The following is a 21,172-nucleotide window of genomic DNA, read 5'->3' as shown; positions in this document are numbered from 1 at the left end:
ACTTCTTTAATAAGTCGGGTTTCTGGGCAGCATCAGAAATTTATTTTTTCTTTTTTTCAGGAAAGAACTATCTAAAGAGTGAAGAGATAAATAAAGCCATAGGCTTTAATTGTAAATAGAGGGATGCGCCACTGTGATTTTTCCGGTAAGAGTAACTAAAATCTCAGTGGCAGCATAAAGGTAAATAAAATGACAACCACACAAATTAGCTCAAAGAAAACAGAAAACAAATCAGCCAAGAAGAAACAATCTTCTCGTCACACAGATATCGGTACTCCTAAAGTACCAGCTCGTCAACGCAAAACGAACCAGCAACATGAAGTCTTAAGTGACTGGAACCATGCAAGTTAGTATAGCAAGGGACTGGGGACTGGGGACTGGGGACTGGGTGAAAAGTCTTTTTGTGTCTTGCGTTTTATCATCTGTTGATGTCCGGCAGCACCAAGGCTTTTGCTATATCAAGAAAAAATGGTGTTTGCTGGTTATAAGCTGGATAATTAATGCACCCAAGCTTTTTGTGTTGTCACTATCTAATATTCACCTCTTGCATGTAATTTCCTGGCTGAAAATTGTCCAGCTTAGTAGCGGTTTTGCTGTGGATGAATGAATTAGTCCACATAGCTTTGGCTATTGGTGATGTAGCTACCTTTTCATCTTGTGGAAGTTGCGATCGCCTGCTATCATCATTAGAACTTTTACCAGCTTGCAGACGCTGTTTTTGCGTATATTCAATTAGTTTAGCTTGAGCTTGAGCATAAATCGGAGTACCTTGGGGAACTTGTTGGAGTAACTCCACAGCACCATCAAAGTCACCCGCTGCTGCTTTGTCGTAAGCCTTTTGGACAAAGTAAGCTGCTCTAATTTGCTGCTTTTGATTGTACTCAGTCAACTTTTGTTGAACTATAGTTTTAGAAGAGCTTTCTTGGGGAATTTGCTGCAAGTAGTTTAAAGCAGTAGAGAAATCTTTTTCACCTGCTCTTTGGTAAGCCTTAGCTAATAAGTCTTTTGACTGGACTTCGAGGTTAGCGCGTGCAGGTTTAGCTAGTTTATCAGTTTTCGATTGCCAATATAAAATATCCGGAACCTGAGCAGCAGTACGAAGTACATCTGTCCAACGATTTTCGTTAAAGGCTTTTTCCACAGCTTGATATCGTTGTGCTGCGAGTTGCCATTGCTGACGCCATTCGCCAATTGTAGCTTGAGCTTCTGAATAGACGCTGCTGTTTGGCTTAATTGTTCGCGCTAAAGCGATCGCACTTTCTAAATTTCCCGCTTGATATTGTTCGGTTGCTTTATATAAAGCTTCTGTTTCTGAATATGCCGGCGAATTATTAGCTAAAGAATATACTCCAAATCCCATCACCAAAGAATTAGCCGCTAATCCTACTCTCATTCCTGTCACTAGAGAGGGTGATTTTATAAACTTAAACCGTCCTTGGGAGTTATCACCTGCGGACACAGTATATTCTGCATCTAATACTTGCGACTCTTTCAAAGGCATTTGCTTGAGTACTTGCAACACCTCAACCGCTGACTGAAAGCGGCTTTCGTGGTTGTAACGAATCATTTGGCTGAGAACAGCAGCTAGATAATCATTAACTGGCGTATCATTCAAACGCCAATAAATATCATTTGTATAAGGATCTATTTTTAATTGTAACGGTGCTAACCCTGTTAAACCCTGGATAGCAATCATGCCCAAAGAATAAATATCACTGTTGGGCTGTGCTTGACTAATAAATTGCTCTGGGGGTATATATCCCAAAGAGGTGACGGGAAGTCGATAAATCGGCAATGCTGCATCTGCACCAAAATCAACCGGCACAATTGAACCAAAGTCGATCAAAACTAACTTGCGATCGCAAGCGCGTCTGATCAAGTTTTCCGGTTTAATGTCACAATGGATAACTCCTTGCGAGTGAACAAATTCGAGAATTTCCAGAACATCATTGAGAAATTGGATAACTTCGCTTTCAGTCCAAAGACTTCCCCATTGTTGACCCATCGGCAATTCAGCCGTCAACGCATGTCCTTCAATAAACTCTTGTACTAGATAGAATCTTTCATCTTCTTCAAAACAAGCAAGAAGTTCGGGAATCTGGTTATGGTGTCCCAACTGCTTGAGGGTTTCGGTTTCCGTAAGAAAGCGCAACCTGAGAGTGTCCAAGTAACTTGGTTGAGAACCAGTCACCTTTAGCTGTTTAACTACGCATTTTGGGTTCTCAGGGTGATCTATATCTACGGCGATGTATGTTTGTCCAAATACGCCCGCACCGAGGGTTTGAACGATTTGGTACCGTCCTTGTAGTACTTTACCGATCATGTATTGAGTCATGAGTTGGTTGCTGAGTAAATCGCTATTTAGGTTTTCTGACATCGCCCGGTTTTTCCGGAAACCCTTACGAATTCTTCAATATAGCGCTAATTTATTCGATAAACTTTTATGAATTTATCAGTGCTAATACGTAATAGATTACAATATTTTGATAAAATTAATAACAAAAAAAGAAACGCACGTCAGGTATGAAATATTGCCCCTATTGTCGAATATCGACATTATTCTTCACATATTTACTATGCCAGTTTGGGTATCTGGTTGAGTAAGTATTTTGACTATTGGGATGAAAACAAATCAGACAATTTCAGTCTTGATGGAAACTACATTTGAAGAAACGCAGGGGCGATGGGATCACTTTTTGTGTTAAAAAAGGTGGGGGGCCACGGCAATGCCGTTCCCCTACTGCGATCTTCTGGCATGTTCGCTCTTATTGAGTTATCAGTTTGCCGCTGAACCTCGATAAATTCGTTCTGCCTGCTCCTTTGATAGTCGTGTTATTGGAAACTTTTGCGCGTTAAAGATAACTTCTTGAGGTTGTTGAACTGCCATTTGTTCTTGGGAGATGGTTTTGATTAAATTGCCGTTTAATAACTCTTCAGCAGCTCGGATCTCATCGATTTCATCAGTTTGAAGCTGGTTTTGAGGCAAGACATAAGCATGACTTTCTGCATCGAAGGCTAAAACTTCTCCTTTCTCAATGTTGTAAATCCATGCGTAAATATTTAGTTGCCCAGCGTACAGCTTAGAGCGAATAACTGGATAAGTCCGCAAATTTTCAATTTGAGTCAGTACATTTTCAGCAATTACAATTTCTAGTAGTTCTTCCCCCTGGTATTGGCTGTAATGGTCTTTTACCAATCGCCGGGTTGCCTCTGCATACTTTAACCAATCATGCACAAGCGGCATTTCCTCTCGCAAGCTGTTTAACTTCATCAGCCCTTTCATTGCACCGCAATGCGAGTGACCGCAGACAATAATTTGTCCAATATCTAAAGCTTGCACGGCGTATTCAATTGTGGCACCTTCACCGCCGTTGGTTGCTCCAAATGGCGGAATAATGTTGCCAGCATTGCGGATAACAAACAATTCACCTAAGTCGGCTTGCGTAATTAAGTTTGGGTCTATACGCGAATCTGAACAAGTAATAAACAATACTCTGGGTTTTTGACCAAGAGATAGTTGTTCAAAGAGTTCTTGATGCGTGCTAACATAATTAGTTTTGAACTCGCGCAGACCTTTAATTAATTTTTTCATTACCTTTAAACTTGATAGGACTTACGCAACTGACACATATCTTTGTGTCAAAAGTCAAGGTTTTTGGACTTTGGACTTTTGACTTTGGACGATTTTTAAAGAAAAAAATATGACACTTGCGTAAGTTCTATTTTACTTATACTTGCAGCACTTGGTGCGGGTGCTGCGATCGCGCGTTAATCTTTAGTCTTCAGGTCTTGGTTTTCTTCGAGTGCCTCAACTTTATCTTGCAACGGCTTGACTACTCGTGCGATCGCCTGTTGAATAAAAGCCTTAACAAATTCATCGCGCCGGTTAATTTGAAACTGTCGCTGTACTACCTCGGTCATCCCCCCATCACCCCAATCTTGATCGTGACGGAAATACTCAATAAAGCTTTTACCAGCAATCCGAGTTAAATAAGCTGCTGTTACACCTTGAATTGCCCGACCAACAATAAACGTGGCAACATTAAGTTGCAATGCAGTTGAAAGTAGTTGAATCGCTCCTTTAACAATACCCAAACTGGCGAGAGTTTTCGCCAAAGACAATGCTAACTCTCGTCCGCGCTCCAGATTCAACTCACAGCCGTAAATTTTCCCAATTTCCACGACCATTTGCGCGTTTACGGCGGCTGTAGCCAACAAATCGACCATCGGTAAAGGCGTTACCGAAACTACACCAGCACCAATCCACTGAAACCGCTCAACAATTTTATCAGCTTGACGGCGACGTTGAGCATCGATGAGTTTGCGGGCTTCTTCTCCCAATCGCATTGATTGCAGCAAAATATTATCTGCAACTAAATCTTCACCTTCTGCCCGCAATATTGCCGCCATGCGCCGCAATAATGGTAAAATATCTGGTTCAGGTTGATAGATTTCGCCATTTTCTAATTGTGCGGCTTCGGGATTTGCGGCGATCGCCACAACATCATTCGCGGCAATAAATCCGCGTACTCGTTGGCGCAACCGTGCGAGAATGGCTTCTTTATCTTCTTCGGTGTACATATCGATTTTGTTGAGAATCAGAAGCGATCGCTTACCAATTTCCGCCAAACTCCGCAGCGGTTCATATTCAGAGCGCCGTAAATCATTATCCACCACAAACAACAGCAAATCAGCTTCAGTCGCCAGTTCTCGCGCTAATTGTTCGCGTTCGGTTCCCGCTACCCCCGCTTCTAAAATCCCCGGCGTATCCGTTATTAAAATTTTACGTTCTAATCCCTTCAGCCGCAAACAATAAGTTTCTCCTACCTGAGTAGTTCCCATCGGCGCATCGACACGTCCGACCATGCGTCCCATCACCCCATTTACCAAAGAAGTTTTACCCGCACTTCCTGTGCCAAATACTACTACTTGAATTTCGCCGCGTGCTAAATTTGCCTCAATCTCACGCGATCGACTCAGTAACGCTTGCCTTTGCACTTCATCTTGAATTATTGATACTTGTTGCCGCACAGCTTGTAATGTAGAAGAAGCCGCTTCAGATTTTACGGCAGGAATTTCCGCCGCAGTCACACGACGTTTGCGTTGCGATCGCTTCTCACTTTTTTGAATTACCAACACATAGTAGACAAAAGCGGCAATTAATGCTCCAATCAAAACAACCAGCAGCATTAACAGCAAATTGCCCAAAAGCGGCGAATAAGACAACTGCCAATAAAGGCGTGATAGCGAATCAATCAGCCACAGGCTTAGTCCTAAAATAAGGATGAGACCAACAATCAACGTTACTATGCGCGACAAAGGCATGGATGGCAAAGATTAATGGGTAAAGCAGTTGATGCTTTTTATCTTAATGGTTTGGTGTTGTAGGTGGGGGAGTTCTGGAGTGGGAGAGTGGGGGAGTGGGGGAGTGGGAGAGTGGAGGAGTGGGGGAAGTTTCTGCCTTCGACGTGCTGAAGAGCGTTTTTATGCAAGCGATGTCTAACGACAAGACGATGCAGCGTCTACATGCAGCGTCTTAATATCAAGGTGATTAAAAGCTAATTTCATCACACTTGCAACTTTAGTTGCACTCAACATGTGAAAATTTGCATTTAATACCTCAAAACAAAAGGAGAAAAAAGCTTATGGGACTTTTCGATCAAATTATTGGTGCTGTTGCCAATCCCAATCAACAAGGCAACATCGGACAAATAGGTAGTATCATCAACACCGTGCAGCAACTGAGTAATAGCACTGGGGCAGATTCTAACACCATGCAGTCGGTTTTCTCAATTGTCGGTGGACAAGTGCGTTCTGCTTTACAACACAAGCGAGAAACAGATGGTAATGAAGCAGCAGAAGCTGTAGTAAATCAATTTGGTGGTACTTCTCCCAATCCTTCAGCCGTTGCTTCGCTGTTCTCACCTGGGATGCAGCAACAAGTAGCTGAAATGGTTGCCCAACGTACTGGGTTAGATGCAAATATGATTCAACAATTGCTACCGATGCTAGTTCCGGTAGTGTTGAATGTGTTGAAATCTGGAGCAAACGCTCGAAATCCGCAAGGGGGAGGAAATCCGGTGCTGAATTCTTTCTTGGATGCTGACAACGATGGCGATGTTGATATTGCTGACGCAATGCAAATGGCTACTCGCTATATGGGAAGGTAAGTACCAATAAGTTAGTGGGAGGGTTGTTAGTATACAAAATAACAACCCTCCCACTAATAACTAACAATCTTGACTCTCAAGGCGCGATCGCTCTAACGGGGATTCCTCCGCAACAGTCGCGCTTCGGCAGAGGCTTCTTACTCGAAACTTGCCAAAGGTATAAGGATAAGGCAAAATTTTTTGCTTTGAGTGATAAAACTGAAATATTTTTCTCTGTAAAAGTATTAATAAATACTTCTTGTCTAAGTCTTTACCAGGACTTCATCTAACTTTAGATTTCGTCTGATTATAATTTTATCTGTTGAGTTTCAGAAATAATACTGATATCAATGAAACAAATAGATAAAAGTTTTACATGTACGCTATTTCTACCAATCTTACTAAATCTAAGTCTATTTACTCAGGCTGAGTCAGAATTAAAAACCAGAAGTACCTTTTTACCAGAGCAAATCATTTTGGCAGAGAATTTTAACCCACCAAAGAGAGGGAAACCAAAGGATACCTACGGTGCAGGTTCTCGCGGTAGGTTCTAGTATTATCAACAACACAGTTAGATGGGCAATTGAAGAGGGGGGAGGGGGAAAGGGAAAAGGGGAAAGGGAAAAGAATTATTACCAATGCCCAATGCCCAATGCCCGATGACGCCAGATGCTTCAAGTCGGGAAACCCGCCCAACGCACTGGCTCCCCGATGCCCAATGCCCAATGCTTTATGGATAATTTAACTCTTCAAAAGAATCTGATATTATCTGCTCAATAAATACTTGATTTTCTTGATTTTCTGCTTGCTTGAGATATTCAATGGCAATTTGTCCGGCAGTTGGTTGTTCTTTACAAATAGCCACGAGTAATTCTACAGTCTGACGAAGTTGAATTTTTTCTAAGTGTATGGTGGTGACAATTGGCAAAGTAATAGCACTAACTACTAACCCGATGATTGAGGGAACAACAGGAATCCACCAACCGTGTAAAAAGGCAACGTAAGCAATTGCCCCTACTGCCGAAGCAGCAATAATAACAATTATTCCCTGCCTTATAGGTGACTTCACCTGCCAACTTAACGCCGCTCCCACAAAGCAGCAAAGCGAAATCAACAAGGAATCCACCCCTTGAGACCAAACCCGTAGCATCGGGCGTCCATGCAGGGCTGCACTCAAAATTTGGCTGCTAATATTAGCGTGGATCGTTACTCCTGCCATTTGTTTGGGGGAACCAAAGATGCTACTGCTGTAGGGTGTTTGAAAGAAGTCTTTGGCGCTCTCAGCGGTTGAGCCAATCAGGACTATGCGATCGCGCACTTTCTCTTGTGGTATCCGATTATGCAACAAATCTGTGAACGAGAAGGTTTGAAACTGTTGTTGAGTGCCGTGATAATTGAGTAAGATTTGATACCCATCATCATCAGCCCGGACATAGCCACCGTCCGACGCTTGAAAAGGAACAATCACTGCTTTCCCTAATTGGATTCGATCGGCATCGTTGGGTCCTCTTTGGGGGGTGATGTAGAGACGTTCTAGATAGCGTAGTGCGAGTTTTAAGCCCAAATTCAAGCGTAATTCACCGTTATCGAGTCGAACTGAAAGCAAGGCACGACGCAGCTTGCCATCTCCATCCAAAACCTGATCGGCAAGACCCACCTGACCCAGTTGCGCTAAAACTGGTGGTGGTGCAACTTGACTACCTACAGCCTTTTCAATACCAATCAAATTCGGAGTCGTTTTAAATAAACTAACTAATTCCTGATAACCTGGTTCTACAGGCAAATCTCGATATAAATCCAGCCCGATCGCTGTAGGTTTGTAGCTTTTTAATCTTTGGATTGCTTGAGCCAAGACTCGATCCGATAAACGAGACTCACCCATTTGCTTAATATCTGGCTCATCAATTGCAATAATGGTAATATAAGGGTCAATTTCGGCTTTGGAACGTGCCTGAAAAAAGCGATCGAGCATCGTCAACTCCATACCCTGTAGTATTCCAGTAAAACGCCCAAGAGTAACTAAACAGGCAACTCCAAGAGCGATGCTGGCAATCCAACCTTTGCCCAAACGTAGTTTTTGGGCATGTCTTCGTGCGCTTTTTCGTGCATCTACCAAAATTTGATTTGCTTGCTTTGCCGCTTGCAGAGCAAATTGTGCTTTTTCTCGTTCAATTTGGCGATCGCGTTTTTCTGCGGCTAAATCGCTTTCAATTTTTCTTTTTGCGAGTTCCTGACTTGCAGCTAAAAAGCGATAATCTAAATCACTAAGTTTTTTATCTTTTGCCCACAAGAGTGCAGTATGCAACGTTATACCTACCAAAAGCTGCGACTCATCCTGCTGTTTTGAAGCAATCCAAGCCTTAAAGTTTTGCCGGTAAGGACGGAGATTGTCCATTTGAAGAGCAACCCATTCTGAGTTAAAGACAGCTTGATAAATCGGGTTTTTTATTTTTAGGTATCCTTGCTGATTGACAATTAAACCTGATAAAAGAAGTTCAATTTGTTCTCGACTGTCATCAGCTGGTACTTCCTCTACCAAAATCTGCTGACATATTCCTAGTATCCGTCCAGAAAAGCGCTCATTGCTCAACAAGCGATCGCGAATTGTCCGCAAATGCTCCGGTTCGTCTTGAAATTCCCACTTATGGATGATGCGTGACCTAACAATACTTTCTATGCAAAATGCTTCAGTTCCAGGGGGAATAGTCAGTCTTTCATTTACTGTATCTTGACTCGAATTCAGAATTAACTGACATAGTTTTTGTGTGAGAAACGGCTGTCCATTTGTCCAAGCTAAGATTTCTTTGACAATTGCTTGAGCATTGCTGCCAAAAAGCTCTAATCCCTTAACTAATGGCTGGACTTCATCTAAATTAAAGCCGTGCAATTCTATGGCTTTACCAATATTAAACGGAGTACGGTTTAAATCTTGAATTAAATCTGATGGTGTTGTTACCCCAAAAATAACAAACGTAATGCGGTTGTATTCTGGATCGATAGCTCGCTGATTATAGCAGAACCGAATTAAGGCAAAAAAGTCATCAACAGAAAAATCAAGGCTCTTGATACTATCAACTTCATCGATAAAAATAAACAGTCTTTTATTGGGAAACTGATCCAACAGTACTTCGGAAATAAATCGGCTCACTCTTTGAAGTAAGGGGATATCTTCATGCTCTTGCCACCAAGCTTTTAAGTTAATTTTTCCTAACAGCTTGAAACCAGACCATAACTCACCAACTACTCCCTTGTACCACTGCTCTGGGGTAATATTTTCACAGCCAACATTTGTCAGATCAACGGAAGCGCATATAAAACCTTGTTCTTGCAAGCGATGCCGAGTTCTTACTAGCAAAGAGGACTTACCCATTTGCCGGGAGTTAAGGACGTAGCAAAACTCTCCCTCCTGCAATGCTTCATAAAGTTGCGAATCAGCTATTCGTTCTACATAACTTGGAGCGTTACTAGTTAGACATCCACCGACTTGGTATTTATAACAGGTCATTTAATTGCTTAATTAATAATTTGACAATCTCCTAGCTGGAAGTTGAAAGCTTAGTATATCCTGGGGTAAAAACTTTAAACGCACATGTTCATGTGCTACTAAATCAGGAATTGATATCTAATATATATCTATTCTACATAAATCTGTTTGTATCGACTTCGATACCTTGACTAAAAGCGTTTATTATTAGCCAGATTTTACGTTTGCTTGCACAAGTGTCACCCTGCATAAAAAAGATATTAAATATAACTTTTTAACACAATATGTCGGTTTTGTCAAGCATTAAGGCGACACCAAACTACAGTTTCTTCAGGGATAAAAATTAAAGAGATTAAATTTTACTTTTTTCTTTAACCAAAACTGCTTGACTCACTTTTCTTACCTTTCTTACCTTTTATATCCTTTCAACACAGATTTTTATCTAGATGCGTCAGCTTAATTTACCTACTTTTCTCACCTTGTATGTCTGGAAATTTACTGTATGATAACTTACAGGGATTAAGAACGGTAAAGAAAAAATCCGTTTTAGCATACTGCCAACGCGCAACGCGTCTCCCCTTCTCCCTTTGGGAGAGGCTAGCGCCAAGGGAGAAGAAATAAATAGCACTACGTCAAACAAGCGAACCTCAACATCCGCGTGAAAGGTAAACACTAGGGCGTGTTTTCATTTTTATAAATCACTCTTATCTACCACTCATCCTTCAAATAACTCTTGGTAACATGTGATGTAAATGCTTTTCCCAATATCAATTTTATCTAATGAAGCTGAAAAATAATTTTTCTGTTTTTTGTAACTTTGTTACTAGATTTGAATGACAAAATTGCAATGTATAAGTTTTCAGACTCTTGTCTGTGGAATGCAATTGAATAACTGATTGTTAAAACTAGGAGTTGGGCTTCGATGGTCTTTACGATCTCAGTCCCTCCAACATGACCTTATTGTTATAGAGGATATTTTTATCAATGATAGAGGTCAAATTGCAGAGAAGGTGTGACCAAAATCGAAAACGTTCAAAGCGACGGTCTATCTACTGTCCGATTGATGGATGCTATCTGCATAGTGTTAGTCCAAAATATTCATTATTTGACAGCATCGATTTGCTGAAGCAAAAAAAAGTCAAAATGGCTAGTCAAACGATTCATCTAACAGGTGAATGGTTAGAAGCATTTTGGTGCGATCGCTGTCAAAAAACCCAGTGGTATCATGTTCAAAAGCCTGATAATTGTACATACAAAGTGTCAGTTGCACCAGCAAAAATATGGCAGCAAGCAGTAGGAGTAGTTCATACCGAAGGTAATCCAACCGTTAGCGAATTTACTCAGAGGAATGCAAGTGGTTCCCCAAATGCAGTAAAAACTTACTATTAACAAGATAAGTAACTAAAATAAACGTTGTTTCGTTAAGAACTTCCTTAGTCATTTGCGTTTTTCAGCAATAACTAAAGAATATTGTACAATCAGATAATTCACATGCAGACTAAAGATTATTCAGAAGAAATAGAGATTCAACAATATTGGCTGATTTTAAAACGTCGCTGGACAGTTGCGGTGACAGTTTTTCTTGCTTCAGTAGGATTATCAGGTTTTGCGATTTTCAAGCAAGGACCTAAATACGAGGCAAGTGGAATGTTACTTTTTAAATCAGATCGAATCTCTTCGCTAACAAAAGCAGGAGAAAAAATCGGCGATCTAGAATCTTTAGTACGTGAGGCTAATCCTTCAACAACGCAAGCTGTAATTGTAAAATCTAAACCTATTTTAAGAGAAGCTATCAATATTGTCGGCATAGTAGATAAAAAAGGTCAACCCATAGAGCCAGAGTCACTTCAAATCAAAGTTGAACCGATTGTTGGCACAGATGTACTGAAAGTTTCTTACATATCAGAAAAACCGGAATTATCAGCATCACTAGTCAATCAGGTGATGCAATCTTATATTCAAAATAATATTCAATCTAATAACTCTCAAGTCTTGGCAGCGGCTGAATTTATTAAACAACAATTACAGTTGTCTCAACAAGAATTAGATCGGGCAGCAGAGGCAGTACGTAAGTTTAAAAACAAAAATAAAATTATCGAGCTTCCACAAGAAGCAAGCGTTGCTATTAACAATATTGCCCAACTAGATGAGCAAATAAATCAATCTAGAGCAATGCTTGCAGATATCAGCGCTCAAGAAGCACAAGTAGGTAATCAATTAAATTTGCAAAGAAAGCAAGCTGTAAAAATTACTTCCCTCAGTCAGATACCTGGTGTACAGGATGCTTTAGGTGAGTTACAGAAAGTGCAAACTAAGCTAGCAACTCAAAGAACAGGTTACACCGACGATCATCCATCTATCATTTCCTTAAAGAATCAAGAAATAAATTTAAATTTGTTATTACAGCAGCGGATCGAACAGGTTACAGGAAGTAAAGAAAACGTTTCCGTTGGCAATTTGCAGATAGGAAAGATTAAGGAAAATCTAGCAACTCAATATTTACAATTACAAGTGCAACGACAGGGTTTAGAGAAAAAATTACAAACTTTGTCTAATATCCGTCGAATTTATCAGCAAAGGTTGGCTATTATGCCAAATTTAGAAAAGCAGCAAGGAGATTTAGAGCGTAAATTGACTGTTGCCCAAACTAACTTCCAAACCCTTGTAACTAGACAAAAAGATATTCAAATAGCAGAAAAGCAAAGTATTGGAAATGCCAGAATAATTGAAGCTGCACAACCTCCGAAAAAACCAATTTTATCTAAAGTCACACTGTTGTTAGCAGTAGGTGGTGTATTTGTCGGTCTGTTATTTGGTGTAAGTGCTGCCTTTTTTGTAGATTTAATTGATAAATCCTTAAAAACAGTTAAGGAAATCGAGATATTTTTTGAGTACAGTTTAGTCGGGCTAATTCCCAAGTTTGAATCAAATAGTAAACCTATTTATCTTAACTTGATGGAAGATGCGATCGCCGATAAATTTATTGTAGGTTCTACTCCTAGCTTAGTGACTCATCAAGCATATCAAATGCTTCAGGCAAACTTAAAATTTATTAGCCATAAAAGAGTCCGCACAATTGTAGTCACGAGTTCTGTGACGGGAGAGGGAAAATCAGAAGTTTGTGCAAATTTATCTGGAGCGTTAGCTCAAGCTGGACGACGAGTTTTACTAGTTGATGCAGATATGCATTCCCCATCGCAACATCAATTGTGGGGTCTAATAAACTCAGTGGGTTTAAGTAACATTATTGTTGGTCAAGATGAATTTCCCCAAGCTGTGCAAGAAGTCACAAAATATTTATCTGTCCTCACAGCGGGAGTCCAACCTCCTAACCCCTTAGCTTTGATTGATTCCGATGGCATGACTTCTTTGATTGATAAATTATCGCAAAGCTATGACTACATCGTGTTTGATACTCCTCCTTTAGTTAACACAGCTGATGCAGCAGTTCTGGGAAAAATGGTGGATGGAGTTTTATTAGTAGCTCAACCTGGTGTTTTAGATTTAGCTAGCGCTACTGCCGCTAAGTCGCTGCTAGATCGTTCGGAAGCGAATATTTTGGGTATTATTGCCAACGGTGTCGATATCAAGCAGGAACCTGACAGCTATCTTTATAACTCCAAACGTCGAGTTGGGCAGAGTGTCGCACAACCTGAAATAGAGATTTCCGACTTGATGTACAAATAAATCGGGCATGGGGTATAGCAAAATTTCCACTCTTTTGTAATAAAGATGACTAAACATAACCTCAATTCAGAATTGCTCTCTAAAAAAAGTGTTGCATTTCGAGAGCGATCGCACTGCATAAGCTGCGGTTCTTCTAAATTACATCCGCTTTGGCAAGGAAAATTTACTTCCGAACCCACTCGCTCTTTTATTGAGAAATGTCACTACAGCGAAGATGTCATCGCACTACTAAAAGAAGAAACTTTTTCTTTAATTAGTTGTGATACCTGTGGTATGGTTTTTCATCAGCGGATTCTCACACCAGAATGGTTAAATTTGTTGTATAGCCAGTGGATTAATGATGCCCAAATTGAACGTATGGAAGCAGAATATCAAACAGATAATAAGCGAGAAATTCTGTTTGAACGTGGACGACGAGATACAAAACATCTTTTACGACTGCGAAAGCTTATAAAATCAAATACAACAGAGCAATTTCGCATTTTAGACTATGGCTGTGGAGATGGAGACTTTTTAGCTTTAGCAAAGCTTTTTGGTTTTAAAGTCTGCGGAATTGATTTCAGCAGTACCCGTCACGAACGAGCTGCAAAAACAGACATCCCTATTTTCAACAACTTGGGAAGCTTAAAGTTTTATGATATGGGTAAAATACAAGCCGTAACACTTTTTCAAGTATTAGAACATCTTGAAGACCCCTTAGCAACTTTAAAGCAAATTGCCAACAAAATGGAAGATAAAGGAATTTTAATTGTTGAAGTTTCTAATTGCCGAGGAATTAGTCAACCAAAAAGTTTTTTAGAGTTTCATGCTGTTCACCCACTTGAACATATTAATGCTTTTACCCCTATCACCTTAAAGAAAATGTGCGAGCAAGCTGGATTTGTTTCTCTTAAACGTATCCCGGCTCATGTGACAACCAGCTTTGTAAATACTCTGCAAACAGAAGGTCTTCGATTTATACAGCCAAATCAAACTCAGCAGTATTTTCGGCTCCAGAAAAGTTCTTGATTACGAGGTAATAATGCTATGTCTATGAGCCCTTTCGTGGCTTTATGTATTAATACTGCTTTGTCATTGAGCGCATTAATTTTATTTTTTTTCTGCCTATTTTTTCTGATTGAATGTATTGCGGCTCTGTTTGAAACGGCTGATGCTGCTGATAAAGATAATTGGCAAGATACCAAAGTTACTGTTTTAGTACCAGCACATAATGAAGAAGTTGTAATTGGTTCAACATTAGAAAAATTGACCCCAGCTTTAAAAAAACAAGACCGCTTGGTAGTCGTTGCGGATAATTGTAATGATGCCACAGCTGAGATAGCCCGTGCAATGGGTGCAACAGTTATTGAGCGTCACGATATTGAGCGCAAAGGTAAAGGATACGCTTTAGATTATGGCTTACAGTTCATTGAGTCAGATCCTCCTGATGTGGTTGTAATAATTGATGCTGATTGTACAGTTTATGAAGATGCGATCGCACAATTAACTCAACGTGCGATCGCTCTTATGCGACCGATTCAAGCTACCTACTTGATGGTAAGACCGAAAAACTCTCAGTCCTCAAAAGACTTTGTTTCTCAATTTTCTATCATCGTCAAGAACCTAGTTCGTCCCCGTGGAACAGCGCGTTTGGGACTGCCCTGCTCGTTGCTGGGTACAGGTATGGCTTTTCCTTGGTCAGTCATTCTTTCTTGTGATTTAGCCAACGATCACCTCGTTGAAGACTTAAAACTAGGCTTGGATTTAACCATAGCTGGACACACACCAGTATTTTGCCAACAAGCAAAAGTAACAGGGTATTTGCCCCAGCAATCGCAAGCTGCAAAAAGTCAAAGAACTCGCTGGGAACACGGTCATTTCCAAAATATGCAGACTTATGTCCCCATTCTGCTCAAAGAAGCAGTGAAGCAAAAAAGGTTTGACTTGTTGCTGAGTGTTCTAGATTTGTGTGTACCACCTCTATCTTTGCTTGTTATTATCTGGTTAGTACTAATGATCGTTTCTCTGCTGTTTGCAATTTTCACAACATCATGGATAGCAGCAGCAATTGTCGCTACAGCGGGATTTTGTTTCTTGATGGCAATTCTTATCGCTTGGGCTAAATTCGCTCGTCAAGACTTACCTCTACACGAACTTTTAACCATTCCTTTTTACGTTTTATGGAAGATACCAGTTTATCTTCAATTTTTAGTAAAACCTCAAAGCGTGTGGGTTCGTACAGAAAGAGATAAGACCTCGTAAAACTTTTTCGTCAAATTCATCTGTCTTTTTTTATGTTTCAACCGTGAAAAAGAAAAGTCAAAATAAATCTTTAAGACTTGCCGAGAAAGGTTTTATCGTTTTAGGCTTAAGTTTCTTCTCAGGAATCTTTGGTGTACATTCTCTAGGTCTTGTGCTTCCACAAGCCGTTGTCACATTAATCATATTTCTTGTTTGGGGAATGTCAAGCATTCTCATTTGCGTCTTCTGGAAAAGCACAATAATCACAGTCAGTCAAAACATCTTCATCTGTATATTAACTGCATTAGCATTTCTCTCGTTTAGCTGGTCAGAATTTCCAGATGTTACGTTATTTAATGCCAGAGATATCTTAATGATGACTTCGTTTAGCTTATATTTTGCTATACGATTTAGCTTGAAAGAGCAGGTACAACTTGTTGCTTATACTTTCTTTTTAGGAAGTATTATTAGTATAATTTTTGCCCTTGGATACCCAAATATTGGCATACATGGAGCGGATGGACTCGTAGAACATCTAGGAACATGGAAAGGAATATACGGGCACAAAAATCATCTGGGAAGCATGATGGTTTTAAGTTCATTCACATTTTTTTTACTCCCAAAAGAAAACTCAAATTTATATAAATGGGCTGGGTTGATTTTTTCGGTAATCTTAATGGAACTTTCAACTTCAAAAACTTCTCTTGTTCTCTCTTTTGTGCTTATATTAATAATAATTTTATATAAAAACTTTCGCTGGCAGGGAAAAATAAGCGTAGTTTTCACAAATATTGGAATTCTGATTCTGGGATGTGTCGCTGTATTAGTTTTAACTTATTGGATTGAACTGTTAACTGGTTTAGGAAGAGACCCAAGTTTAACTGGACGAACGCCCATATGGGGTTATGCACTAACTAGATTAATGGAAAGACCATTATTAGGTTATGGGCGTGGTGCATTTTGGGCACCTAATAGTCAGTATGCAGTTGAAGCCGGTCAAGCAATATCGTCTGGCTGGATTGCACCTCACGCCCACAATGGCTTTGTTGATTTAGCACTTGATGTTGGCTTAATTGGCTTATCACTTTTTTTAATTAGTTATTTCACAGTTTTTCTTCGAGCATTAAAACAAGCTTATGTAACTAAAAATCCAGAAGAAATTTGGCCATTAGTTTATCTTACCTTTCTAGCAATGAATAATGTAACAGAAAGTTGTTTGCTGTATGGTGCTAACCTGTATTGGGTTTTGTTTACCACAGTTGTTTTTACTCGAAATCAAAAAAGCAACCTGCATACAACATAATAAACGAATTTTAACAGGAGGTTTTACATTGCAGTCTATTGGAATTGTCGTCATCGGACGCAACGAAGGAAATCGTCTTCAAGAGTGCTTGCTATCAGTAATCAAAGAAGCAAGAATCGTAGTCTACGTTGATTCCGGTTCCACAGATAATAGTGTGGTACTAGCGAAATCTCTTGGTGTCCATGTAGTAGAACTTGATTTATCTATTCCGTTCACCGCTGCCCGTGCTAGAAATAAAGGATTTGAATATTTAGTACAAGTCAAACCAGATATTGAATTTGTCCAATTTGTAGATGGAGATTGTCGAATTGTTGAGGGATGGTTGAAAAGTGCAATACATGAATTAAATACTCAATCTGACGTAGTTGTAGTTTGTGGTCGGCGTCGGGAAGAATTCCCAAATAATTCTATATATAACCGCTTGTGCGATATAGAATGGGATACTCCTGTTGGTGAAGCACTCATTTGTGGTGGTGACTCGATGATGAGGGTAACTGCCTTAAAAAAAGTAGGAGGCTTCAATCCGACATTGATTGCCGGTGAAGAACCAGAACTGTGTGTGCGATTGCGTCAAGCTGGTGGTAAAATTTGGCGTATCGATGCAGAGATGACATTGCATAATGCCCAAATCACTCGTTTTAGACAGTGGTGGAAGCGGGAAATTCGCAATGGTCATGCTTATGCTGAGGGTGCTTGGCTACATGGTCGCAGTCCGGAACGTCACTGGGTAAGAGAAAGTTTGCGAAGTTGGTTTTGGGGTTTGTTTTTGCCTTTGTTGGCGATCGCCTGTATATTGCCAACTCAAGGATTCAGCATACTCTTATTATTTATGGCTTATGCTTCATTAGCTTATCGCGTCTATCGCTTTACACTCAAACGTGGATATCAATCAACAGATGCTATTCTTTATAGTCTGTTTTGTGTGTTAGAAAAATTTCCCAAAGTACAAGGTCAAATCAAGTTTCATATTTCTCGGTTGTTCAAACAACAGCGCACGATTATGGAATACAAAAGTGCGACTTCAGCTTAAGGTTGAGCGCTCTTCTCGCTCACTACATATACATAAAGGAAAAATAGTATTAATGGCAACTAAATTAAAATCAGCAGTAATTGGGACAGGGGCAATTTCTAAAGAGCATTTAAGTTTTTTGGCGTCATGCGATCGCGCACATTTGAAGAGTGTTTGTGACCTTTCAAAAGCGTCTGCTTCTTATGCAGCAGAACGATTTGGCGCTGACTCAATTTACACCGACTATCGCCAAATGTTAGATGAAATCAAGCCTGATGTTGTACACATTCTCACTCCACCTCATACCCACAAACTAATTGCATCATACTGCTTAGAAGCCGGCGCACACGTATTTTGTGAAAAGCCGATTGCACCTACCTACGATGAATTTCAAGAACTTTGGGCTTTAGCGAAATCTCATAACCGCTGGCTGATTGAAAACCAAAATTACTGCTTTAATGAAACAATCCTCGCAATTGAAAAATTAGTTGCAGATGGCGTTCTCGGTGAAATACAAGAAGTTTCAGTCAGAATAGCGCTTCCTGTTCGCGATGGTGGAGTATTCGCAGACGAAAACTTACCTAATCCAATTCATAAAATGCCCGCAGGAGTGATTCATGATTTCATTACCCATTTGTGTTCCTTGATAGTGCGCTTTATACCCGAATTCGACCGCGTTAGTGCTGCATGGAGCAATCACGGTGGTGGAGATTTATTTAAGTATGACGATCTTGATGCGATCGCCATCGCCGGTTCTAGTCACGCTCGCATTCGATTCAGCGCTCACACCTCACCCAAAGCTTTCAACGTCATAGTGCGCGGTTCCAAAGGTTATGCCGAAACTGATTTGTTTCAACCTTACCTGCGTTGTGTCATTCCCCGCGCTGGTGAACTGCTATCTCCCCTAATAAATCATTTTGTCAACGGTTGCGATTTGGTTGGAGCATCATTTACTAACTTTCGTAACAAGATTATGCAAAAAACACCTTATGAAGGAATGCATCGGCTTTTAGACCAAACTTATGCAGCACTAATTGATGGTAAAGCACCACCAATCAGTTTTGCAGATATGGAACGGACAAATAGATTAGTTAATGCCCTACTATCGGAGGCGAATCGAGTATGAAGTTATTAATAACAGGTGCGTCCGGTTTCTTAGGAAAGTACGTAGTTGCCGAAGCACTGCGACAAGGACATCAAGTCCGTGCAGTTGTGCGACCATCTAGTAATGAAAAGCACTTAACTTGGCACAATCACCCAAATATAGAGCTAATCCGTTTAGATTTGCGCCGCAAAGATGGTATTGTCGATGCTGTCCGGGGGACGGATGCAGTCATTCATCTGGCTGCCGCTAAAGAAGGTGACTTTTACACGCGATTTGCGGGCACAGTCATTGCTACCGAAAACTTGCTTGATGCGATGATTGCCGCTGGTGTGTTGCGACTAGTTGATATTAGTACCTTTTCGGTGTATGACTATCAGGGCATTTCATCTGGCACAACAATTACCGAAGATTCACTGATTGAAAGTAATCCGCTTGAGCGAGATGAATACGCTCAAACCAAGCTGCTGCAAGAACAACTTGTGCGCGAGTTTGAGCAGAATCACTCGGCACAAGTGACGATTGTCCGTCCCGGATTAATTTACGGACGAGATAACCTCTGGAGTAGTTTGCTTGGGGGTAAATTGACAGACAACCTGTGGTTGCGAATCGGTGGTTATGCAACAATGCCATTGACATATGTCGAAAACTGTGCAGAAGCAATTGTTACTGCTGTATGCGATGAAGCGATCGCTCAAACTTTGAATATCGTTGATGACAACTTACCCACCCAGAGAGGCTATGTTAAGAAACTCAAGCAACATCAAGTTTCTATACCCCGTCTGATTCCTGTCAATTGGACACTCATACGCTTCATAGCCTGGATTATGTGGACATACAACCAACGAGTATTAAAGGGAAAAGCAAGGCTACCTGGCATCTTTATTCCCAGAGTGCTAGATGCCAGATTTAAGCATTTTCGCTTCAGCAACCAAAGTGCAAAACAAATTTTAAATTGGCAGCCGAGATATTCACTCGACACCGCACTAGAGCGCAGTTGTAACAATGTCGAATTGTTAGAAGCATCTTCTAACACACCTGCTTTGCAACCATTGGGAAGCTGAATGTATGGATCTCAAAGCCTCATCGACAACTTCAGTCATTAAGTCACCCAAAGTCCATTTCTATTTTGTCGATGCGCTACGTGGCATTGCAGCCTTATGGGTAATTTTGTTTCATGCTCCCTTAGACGGGCGTCTTGATCTATTAACCAGCGTCTTACCCGACTGGTTTGTAGCTGTCGTCTTTGACTGGGGTAGCTTTGGTGTACCCATCTTCTTTGTCCTCAGCGGTTTTGTGATTGCACATTCGCTACGTAAGGCTCGTATTAACTTAGCCTATTTTGGACGTTTCAGTCTGCGTCGTTTTGCCCGACTCACTCCACCATATTACGTCTCAATAGTCGTAACTTTAGGTTTTTTACTTTTATCTTCGTATGTCAAAGGTGAGGCGTTTGCCCCAGGTAAACAGCCTCTATCTTTTCAGAGGTTGTTAGCACATCTATTCTATTTACAAGACATTTTTCGACTCGGACACATCAACGAAGTTTACTGGACATTATCTATAGAAATACAGTTCTATTTAGTCTTTTGTGCGCTATTAGGACTAGCACAGTGGCTTAATTATTCGCGAAATTTGCGCTTTAGTCGAGCAATTGTGTTTGTTCCTGTTGCCCTAGCCGCCGCTCTCTTTCCTATGGGTGTGTTTGAAAATACTGGCAGATCAATCATATTTTTACCGTTATGGTACGCATTTCTGCTAGGGGTCTTTGCCTATTGGTCATGGCGCGATAAGTTAAAGCCAATCTACTTTTACTTTTATTCGGCGCTTTTGCTGACTGCTGGAGCTATAAATTCAACAACATTTTCAATCGTCTCTGCGATTGTCGCCATACTCCTATTACAAGTCGGACGAGCCAATTACATGGAAGTTTGGTTAAAGTGGCGATGGCTACAATTTCTCGGTCATATTTCTTACAGTCTGTATCTGACCCATACTCCCATCTATGGAGCAGTATTTTTCCTGGGGATTAAGCTGCTTAACCGTAATGCTTTAAGCGAAGCGTTTTGCTTACTACTAGGAATCTTTGTGAGTGTCGGCTTTGCCGCTCTGATGTGGCAATTGGTAGAGAAACCATCTATCCGCTTGAGTCAAAAAATCAAGCTTGTGTAGAGACGTGACAATGGAACGTCTGTACTTATATCAGGTTCGATAGTTT

Annotated in this window: 15 protein-coding genes; 11 read left to right on the top strand and 4 right to left on the bottom strand. The window is 40.5% G+C overall.

Going from position 1 to position 21,172, the window contains the following annotated elements; genetic code table 11:
• The first annotated feature begins 189 nt into the window (after positions 1 to 189).
• Complete coding sequence (locus AABK37_RS04645) at positions 190 to 351, top strand: hypothetical protein (protein WP_432550425.1); 162 nt, start codon at positions 190 to 192, stop codon at positions 349 to 351.
• Between the two features lie 175 nt (positions 352 to 526).
• On the opposite strand, the gene AABK37_RS04640 is transcribed toward AABK37_RS04645, so the two are convergent.
• The 3 genes from AABK37_RS04640 to AABK37_RS04630 form a co-directional block, all read right to left on the bottom strand.
• Complete coding sequence (locus tag AABK37_RS04640; protein WP_432550450.1) at positions 527 to 2,335, bottom strand: protein kinase domain-containing protein; 1,809 nt, start codon at positions 2,333 to 2,335, stop codon at positions 527 to 529.
• Between the two features lie 441 nt (positions 2,336 to 2,776).
• The gene (locus AABK37_RS04635; protein ID WP_432550424.1) at positions 2,777 to 3,592 is read right to left on the bottom strand and encodes a carbonic anhydrase; all 816 of its coding nucleotides are present in this window, start codon (positions 3,590 to 3,592) and stop codon (positions 2,777 to 2,779) included.
• 176 nt (positions 3,593 to 3,768) lie between these two features.
• Positions 3,769 to 5,325, bottom strand: coding sequence for a YcjF family protein (locus AABK37_RS04630; protein WP_432550423.1), 1,557 nt, complete (start codon positions 5,323 to 5,325; stop codon positions 3,769 to 3,771).
• A gap of 320 nt (positions 5,326 to 5,645) precedes the next feature.
• Between AABK37_RS04630 and AABK37_RS04625 the strand changes: the two genes are divergently transcribed.
• On the top strand, positions 5,646 to 6,170 hold the full coding sequence (locus tag AABK37_RS04625) for a DUF937 domain-containing protein (protein WP_432550422.1): 525 nt from the start codon (positions 5,646 to 5,648) through the stop codon (positions 6,168 to 6,170).
• Between the two features lie 709 nt (positions 6,171 to 6,879).
• Here AABK37_RS04625 and AABK37_RS04620 read toward each other — a convergent pair.
• Positions 6,880 to 9,654, bottom strand: a complete 2,775-nt coding sequence (locus tag AABK37_RS04620) for a CHASE2 domain-containing protein (RefSeq protein ID WP_432550421.1) — start codon at positions 9,652 to 9,654, stop codon at positions 6,880 to 6,882.
• 963 nt (positions 9,655 to 10,617) lie between these two features.
• Between AABK37_RS04620 and AABK37_RS04615 the strand changes: the two genes are divergently transcribed.
• From AABK37_RS04615 to AABK37_RS04575, 9 genes are all read left to right on the top strand, one after another.
• Positions 10,618 to 11,022 (top strand): hypothetical protein, encoded by a 405-nt coding sequence (locus AABK37_RS04615; protein WP_432550420.1) that lies wholly within the window; start codon positions 10,618 to 10,620, stop codon positions 11,020 to 11,022.
• A 102-nt stretch (positions 11,023 to 11,124) separates the two neighbouring features.
• Positions 11,125 to 13,320 (top strand): GumC family protein, encoded by a 2,196-nt coding sequence (locus AABK37_RS04610; RefSeq protein WP_432550419.1) that lies wholly within the window; start codon positions 11,125 to 11,127, stop codon positions 13,318 to 13,320.
• A 45-nt stretch (positions 13,321 to 13,365) separates the two neighbouring features.
• On the top strand, positions 13,366 to 14,328 hold the full coding sequence (locus AABK37_RS04605; RefSeq protein WP_432550418.1) for a class I SAM-dependent methyltransferase: 963 nt from the start codon (positions 13,366 to 13,368) through the stop codon (positions 14,326 to 14,328).
• Positions 14,329 to 14,346: 18 nt separating this feature from the next.
• On the top strand, positions 14,347 to 15,561 hold the full coding sequence (locus AABK37_RS04600; protein ID WP_432550417.1) for a glycosyltransferase family 2 protein: 1,215 nt from the start codon (positions 14,347 to 14,349) through the stop codon (positions 15,559 to 15,561).
• Between the two features lie 43 nt (positions 15,562 to 15,604).
• A complete protein-coding gene (locus AABK37_RS04595; protein WP_432550416.1) occupies positions 15,605 to 16,843 on the top strand; it encodes an O-antigen ligase family protein in 1,239 nt (412 codons plus the stop codon).
• Between the two features lie 28 nt (positions 16,844 to 16,871).
• Entirely contained in the window at positions 16,872 to 17,873 is a 1,002-nt protein-coding gene (locus tag AABK37_RS04590) for a glycosyltransferase (protein WP_432550415.1), read from the top strand.
• 52 nt (positions 17,874 to 17,925) lie between these two features.
• Entirely contained in the window at positions 17,926 to 18,978 is a 1,053-nt protein-coding gene (locus AABK37_RS04585) for a Gfo/Idh/MocA family protein (protein WP_432550414.1), read from the top strand.
• Entirely contained in the window at positions 18,975 to 20,018 is a 1,044-nt protein-coding gene (locus AABK37_RS04580; RefSeq protein ID WP_432550413.1) for an NAD-dependent epimerase/dehydratase family protein, read from the top strand. Before AABK37_RS04585 ends, AABK37_RS04580 begins: the two co-directional genes overlap by 4 nt.
• Positions 20,019 to 20,022: 4 nt before the next feature.
• Positions 20,023 to 21,126 carry an acyltransferase family protein gene (locus tag AABK37_RS04575; protein ID WP_432550412.1) on the top strand — a complete coding sequence of 368 codons (1,104 nt, stop codon included), beginning with the start codon at positions 20,023 to 20,025 and terminating at the stop codon, positions 21,124 to 21,126.
• The last annotated feature ends 46 nt before the right edge of the window (positions 21,127 to 21,172 follow it).

The sequence above is a fragment of the Tolypothrix sp. VBCCA 56010 genome (assembly GCF_050875635.1).
In the GTDB taxonomy this organism is placed as follows: Bacteria; Cyanobacteriota; Cyanobacteriia; order Cyanobacteriales; family Nostocaceae; genus Hassallia.
The sequence above is the reverse complement of the archived record's forward strand: the minus strand, read 5'-3'. Positions and strand labels throughout refer to the sequence as shown.

Excerpts from the sequence above, each read along its gene's own strand:
- AABK37_RS04645 (WP_432550425.1), top strand. The coding sequence starts at position 190 with ATGACAACCACACAAATTAGCTCAAAGAAAACAGAAAACAAATCAGCC.
- AABK37_RS04640 (WP_432550450.1), bottom strand. The coding sequence starts at position 2,335 with ATGACTCAATACATGATCGGTAAAGTACTACAAGGACGGTACCAAATC.
- AABK37_RS04635 (WP_432550424.1), bottom strand. The coding sequence starts at position 3,592 with ATGAAAAAATTAATTAAAGGTCTGCGCGAGTTCAAAACTAATTATGTT.
- AABK37_RS04630 (WP_432550423.1), bottom strand. The coding sequence starts at position 5,325 with ATGCCTTTGTCGCGCATAGTAACGTTGATTGTTGGTCTCATCCTTATT.
- AABK37_RS04625 (WP_432550422.1), top strand. The coding sequence starts at position 5,646 with ATGGGACTTTTCGATCAAATTATTGGTGCTGTTGCCAATCCCAATCAA.
- AABK37_RS04620 (WP_432550421.1), bottom strand. The coding sequence starts at position 9,654 with ATGACCTGTTATAAATACCAAGTCGGTGGATGTCTAACTAGTAACGCT.
- AABK37_RS04615 (WP_432550420.1), top strand. The coding sequence starts at position 10,618 with ATGATAGAGGTCAAATTGCAGAGAAGGTGTGACCAAAATCGAAAACGT.
- AABK37_RS04610 (WP_432550419.1), top strand. The coding sequence starts at position 11,125 with ATGCAGACTAAAGATTATTCAGAAGAAATAGAGATTCAACAATATTGG.
- AABK37_RS04605 (WP_432550418.1), top strand. The coding sequence starts at position 13,366 with ATGACTAAACATAACCTCAATTCAGAATTGCTCTCTAAAAAAAGTGTT.
- AABK37_RS04600 (WP_432550417.1), top strand. The coding sequence starts at position 14,347 with ATGTCTATGAGCCCTTTCGTGGCTTTATGTATTAATACTGCTTTGTCA.
- AABK37_RS04585 (WP_432550414.1), top strand. The coding sequence starts at position 17,926 with ATGGCAACTAAATTAAAATCAGCAGTAATTGGGACAGGGGCAATTTCT.
- AABK37_RS04580 (WP_432550413.1), top strand. The coding sequence starts at position 18,975 with ATGAAGTTATTAATAACAGGTGCGTCCGGTTTCTTAGGAAAGTACGTA.
- AABK37_RS04575 (WP_432550412.1), top strand. The coding sequence starts at position 20,023 with ATGGATCTCAAAGCCTCATCGACAACTTCAGTCATTAAGTCACCCAAA.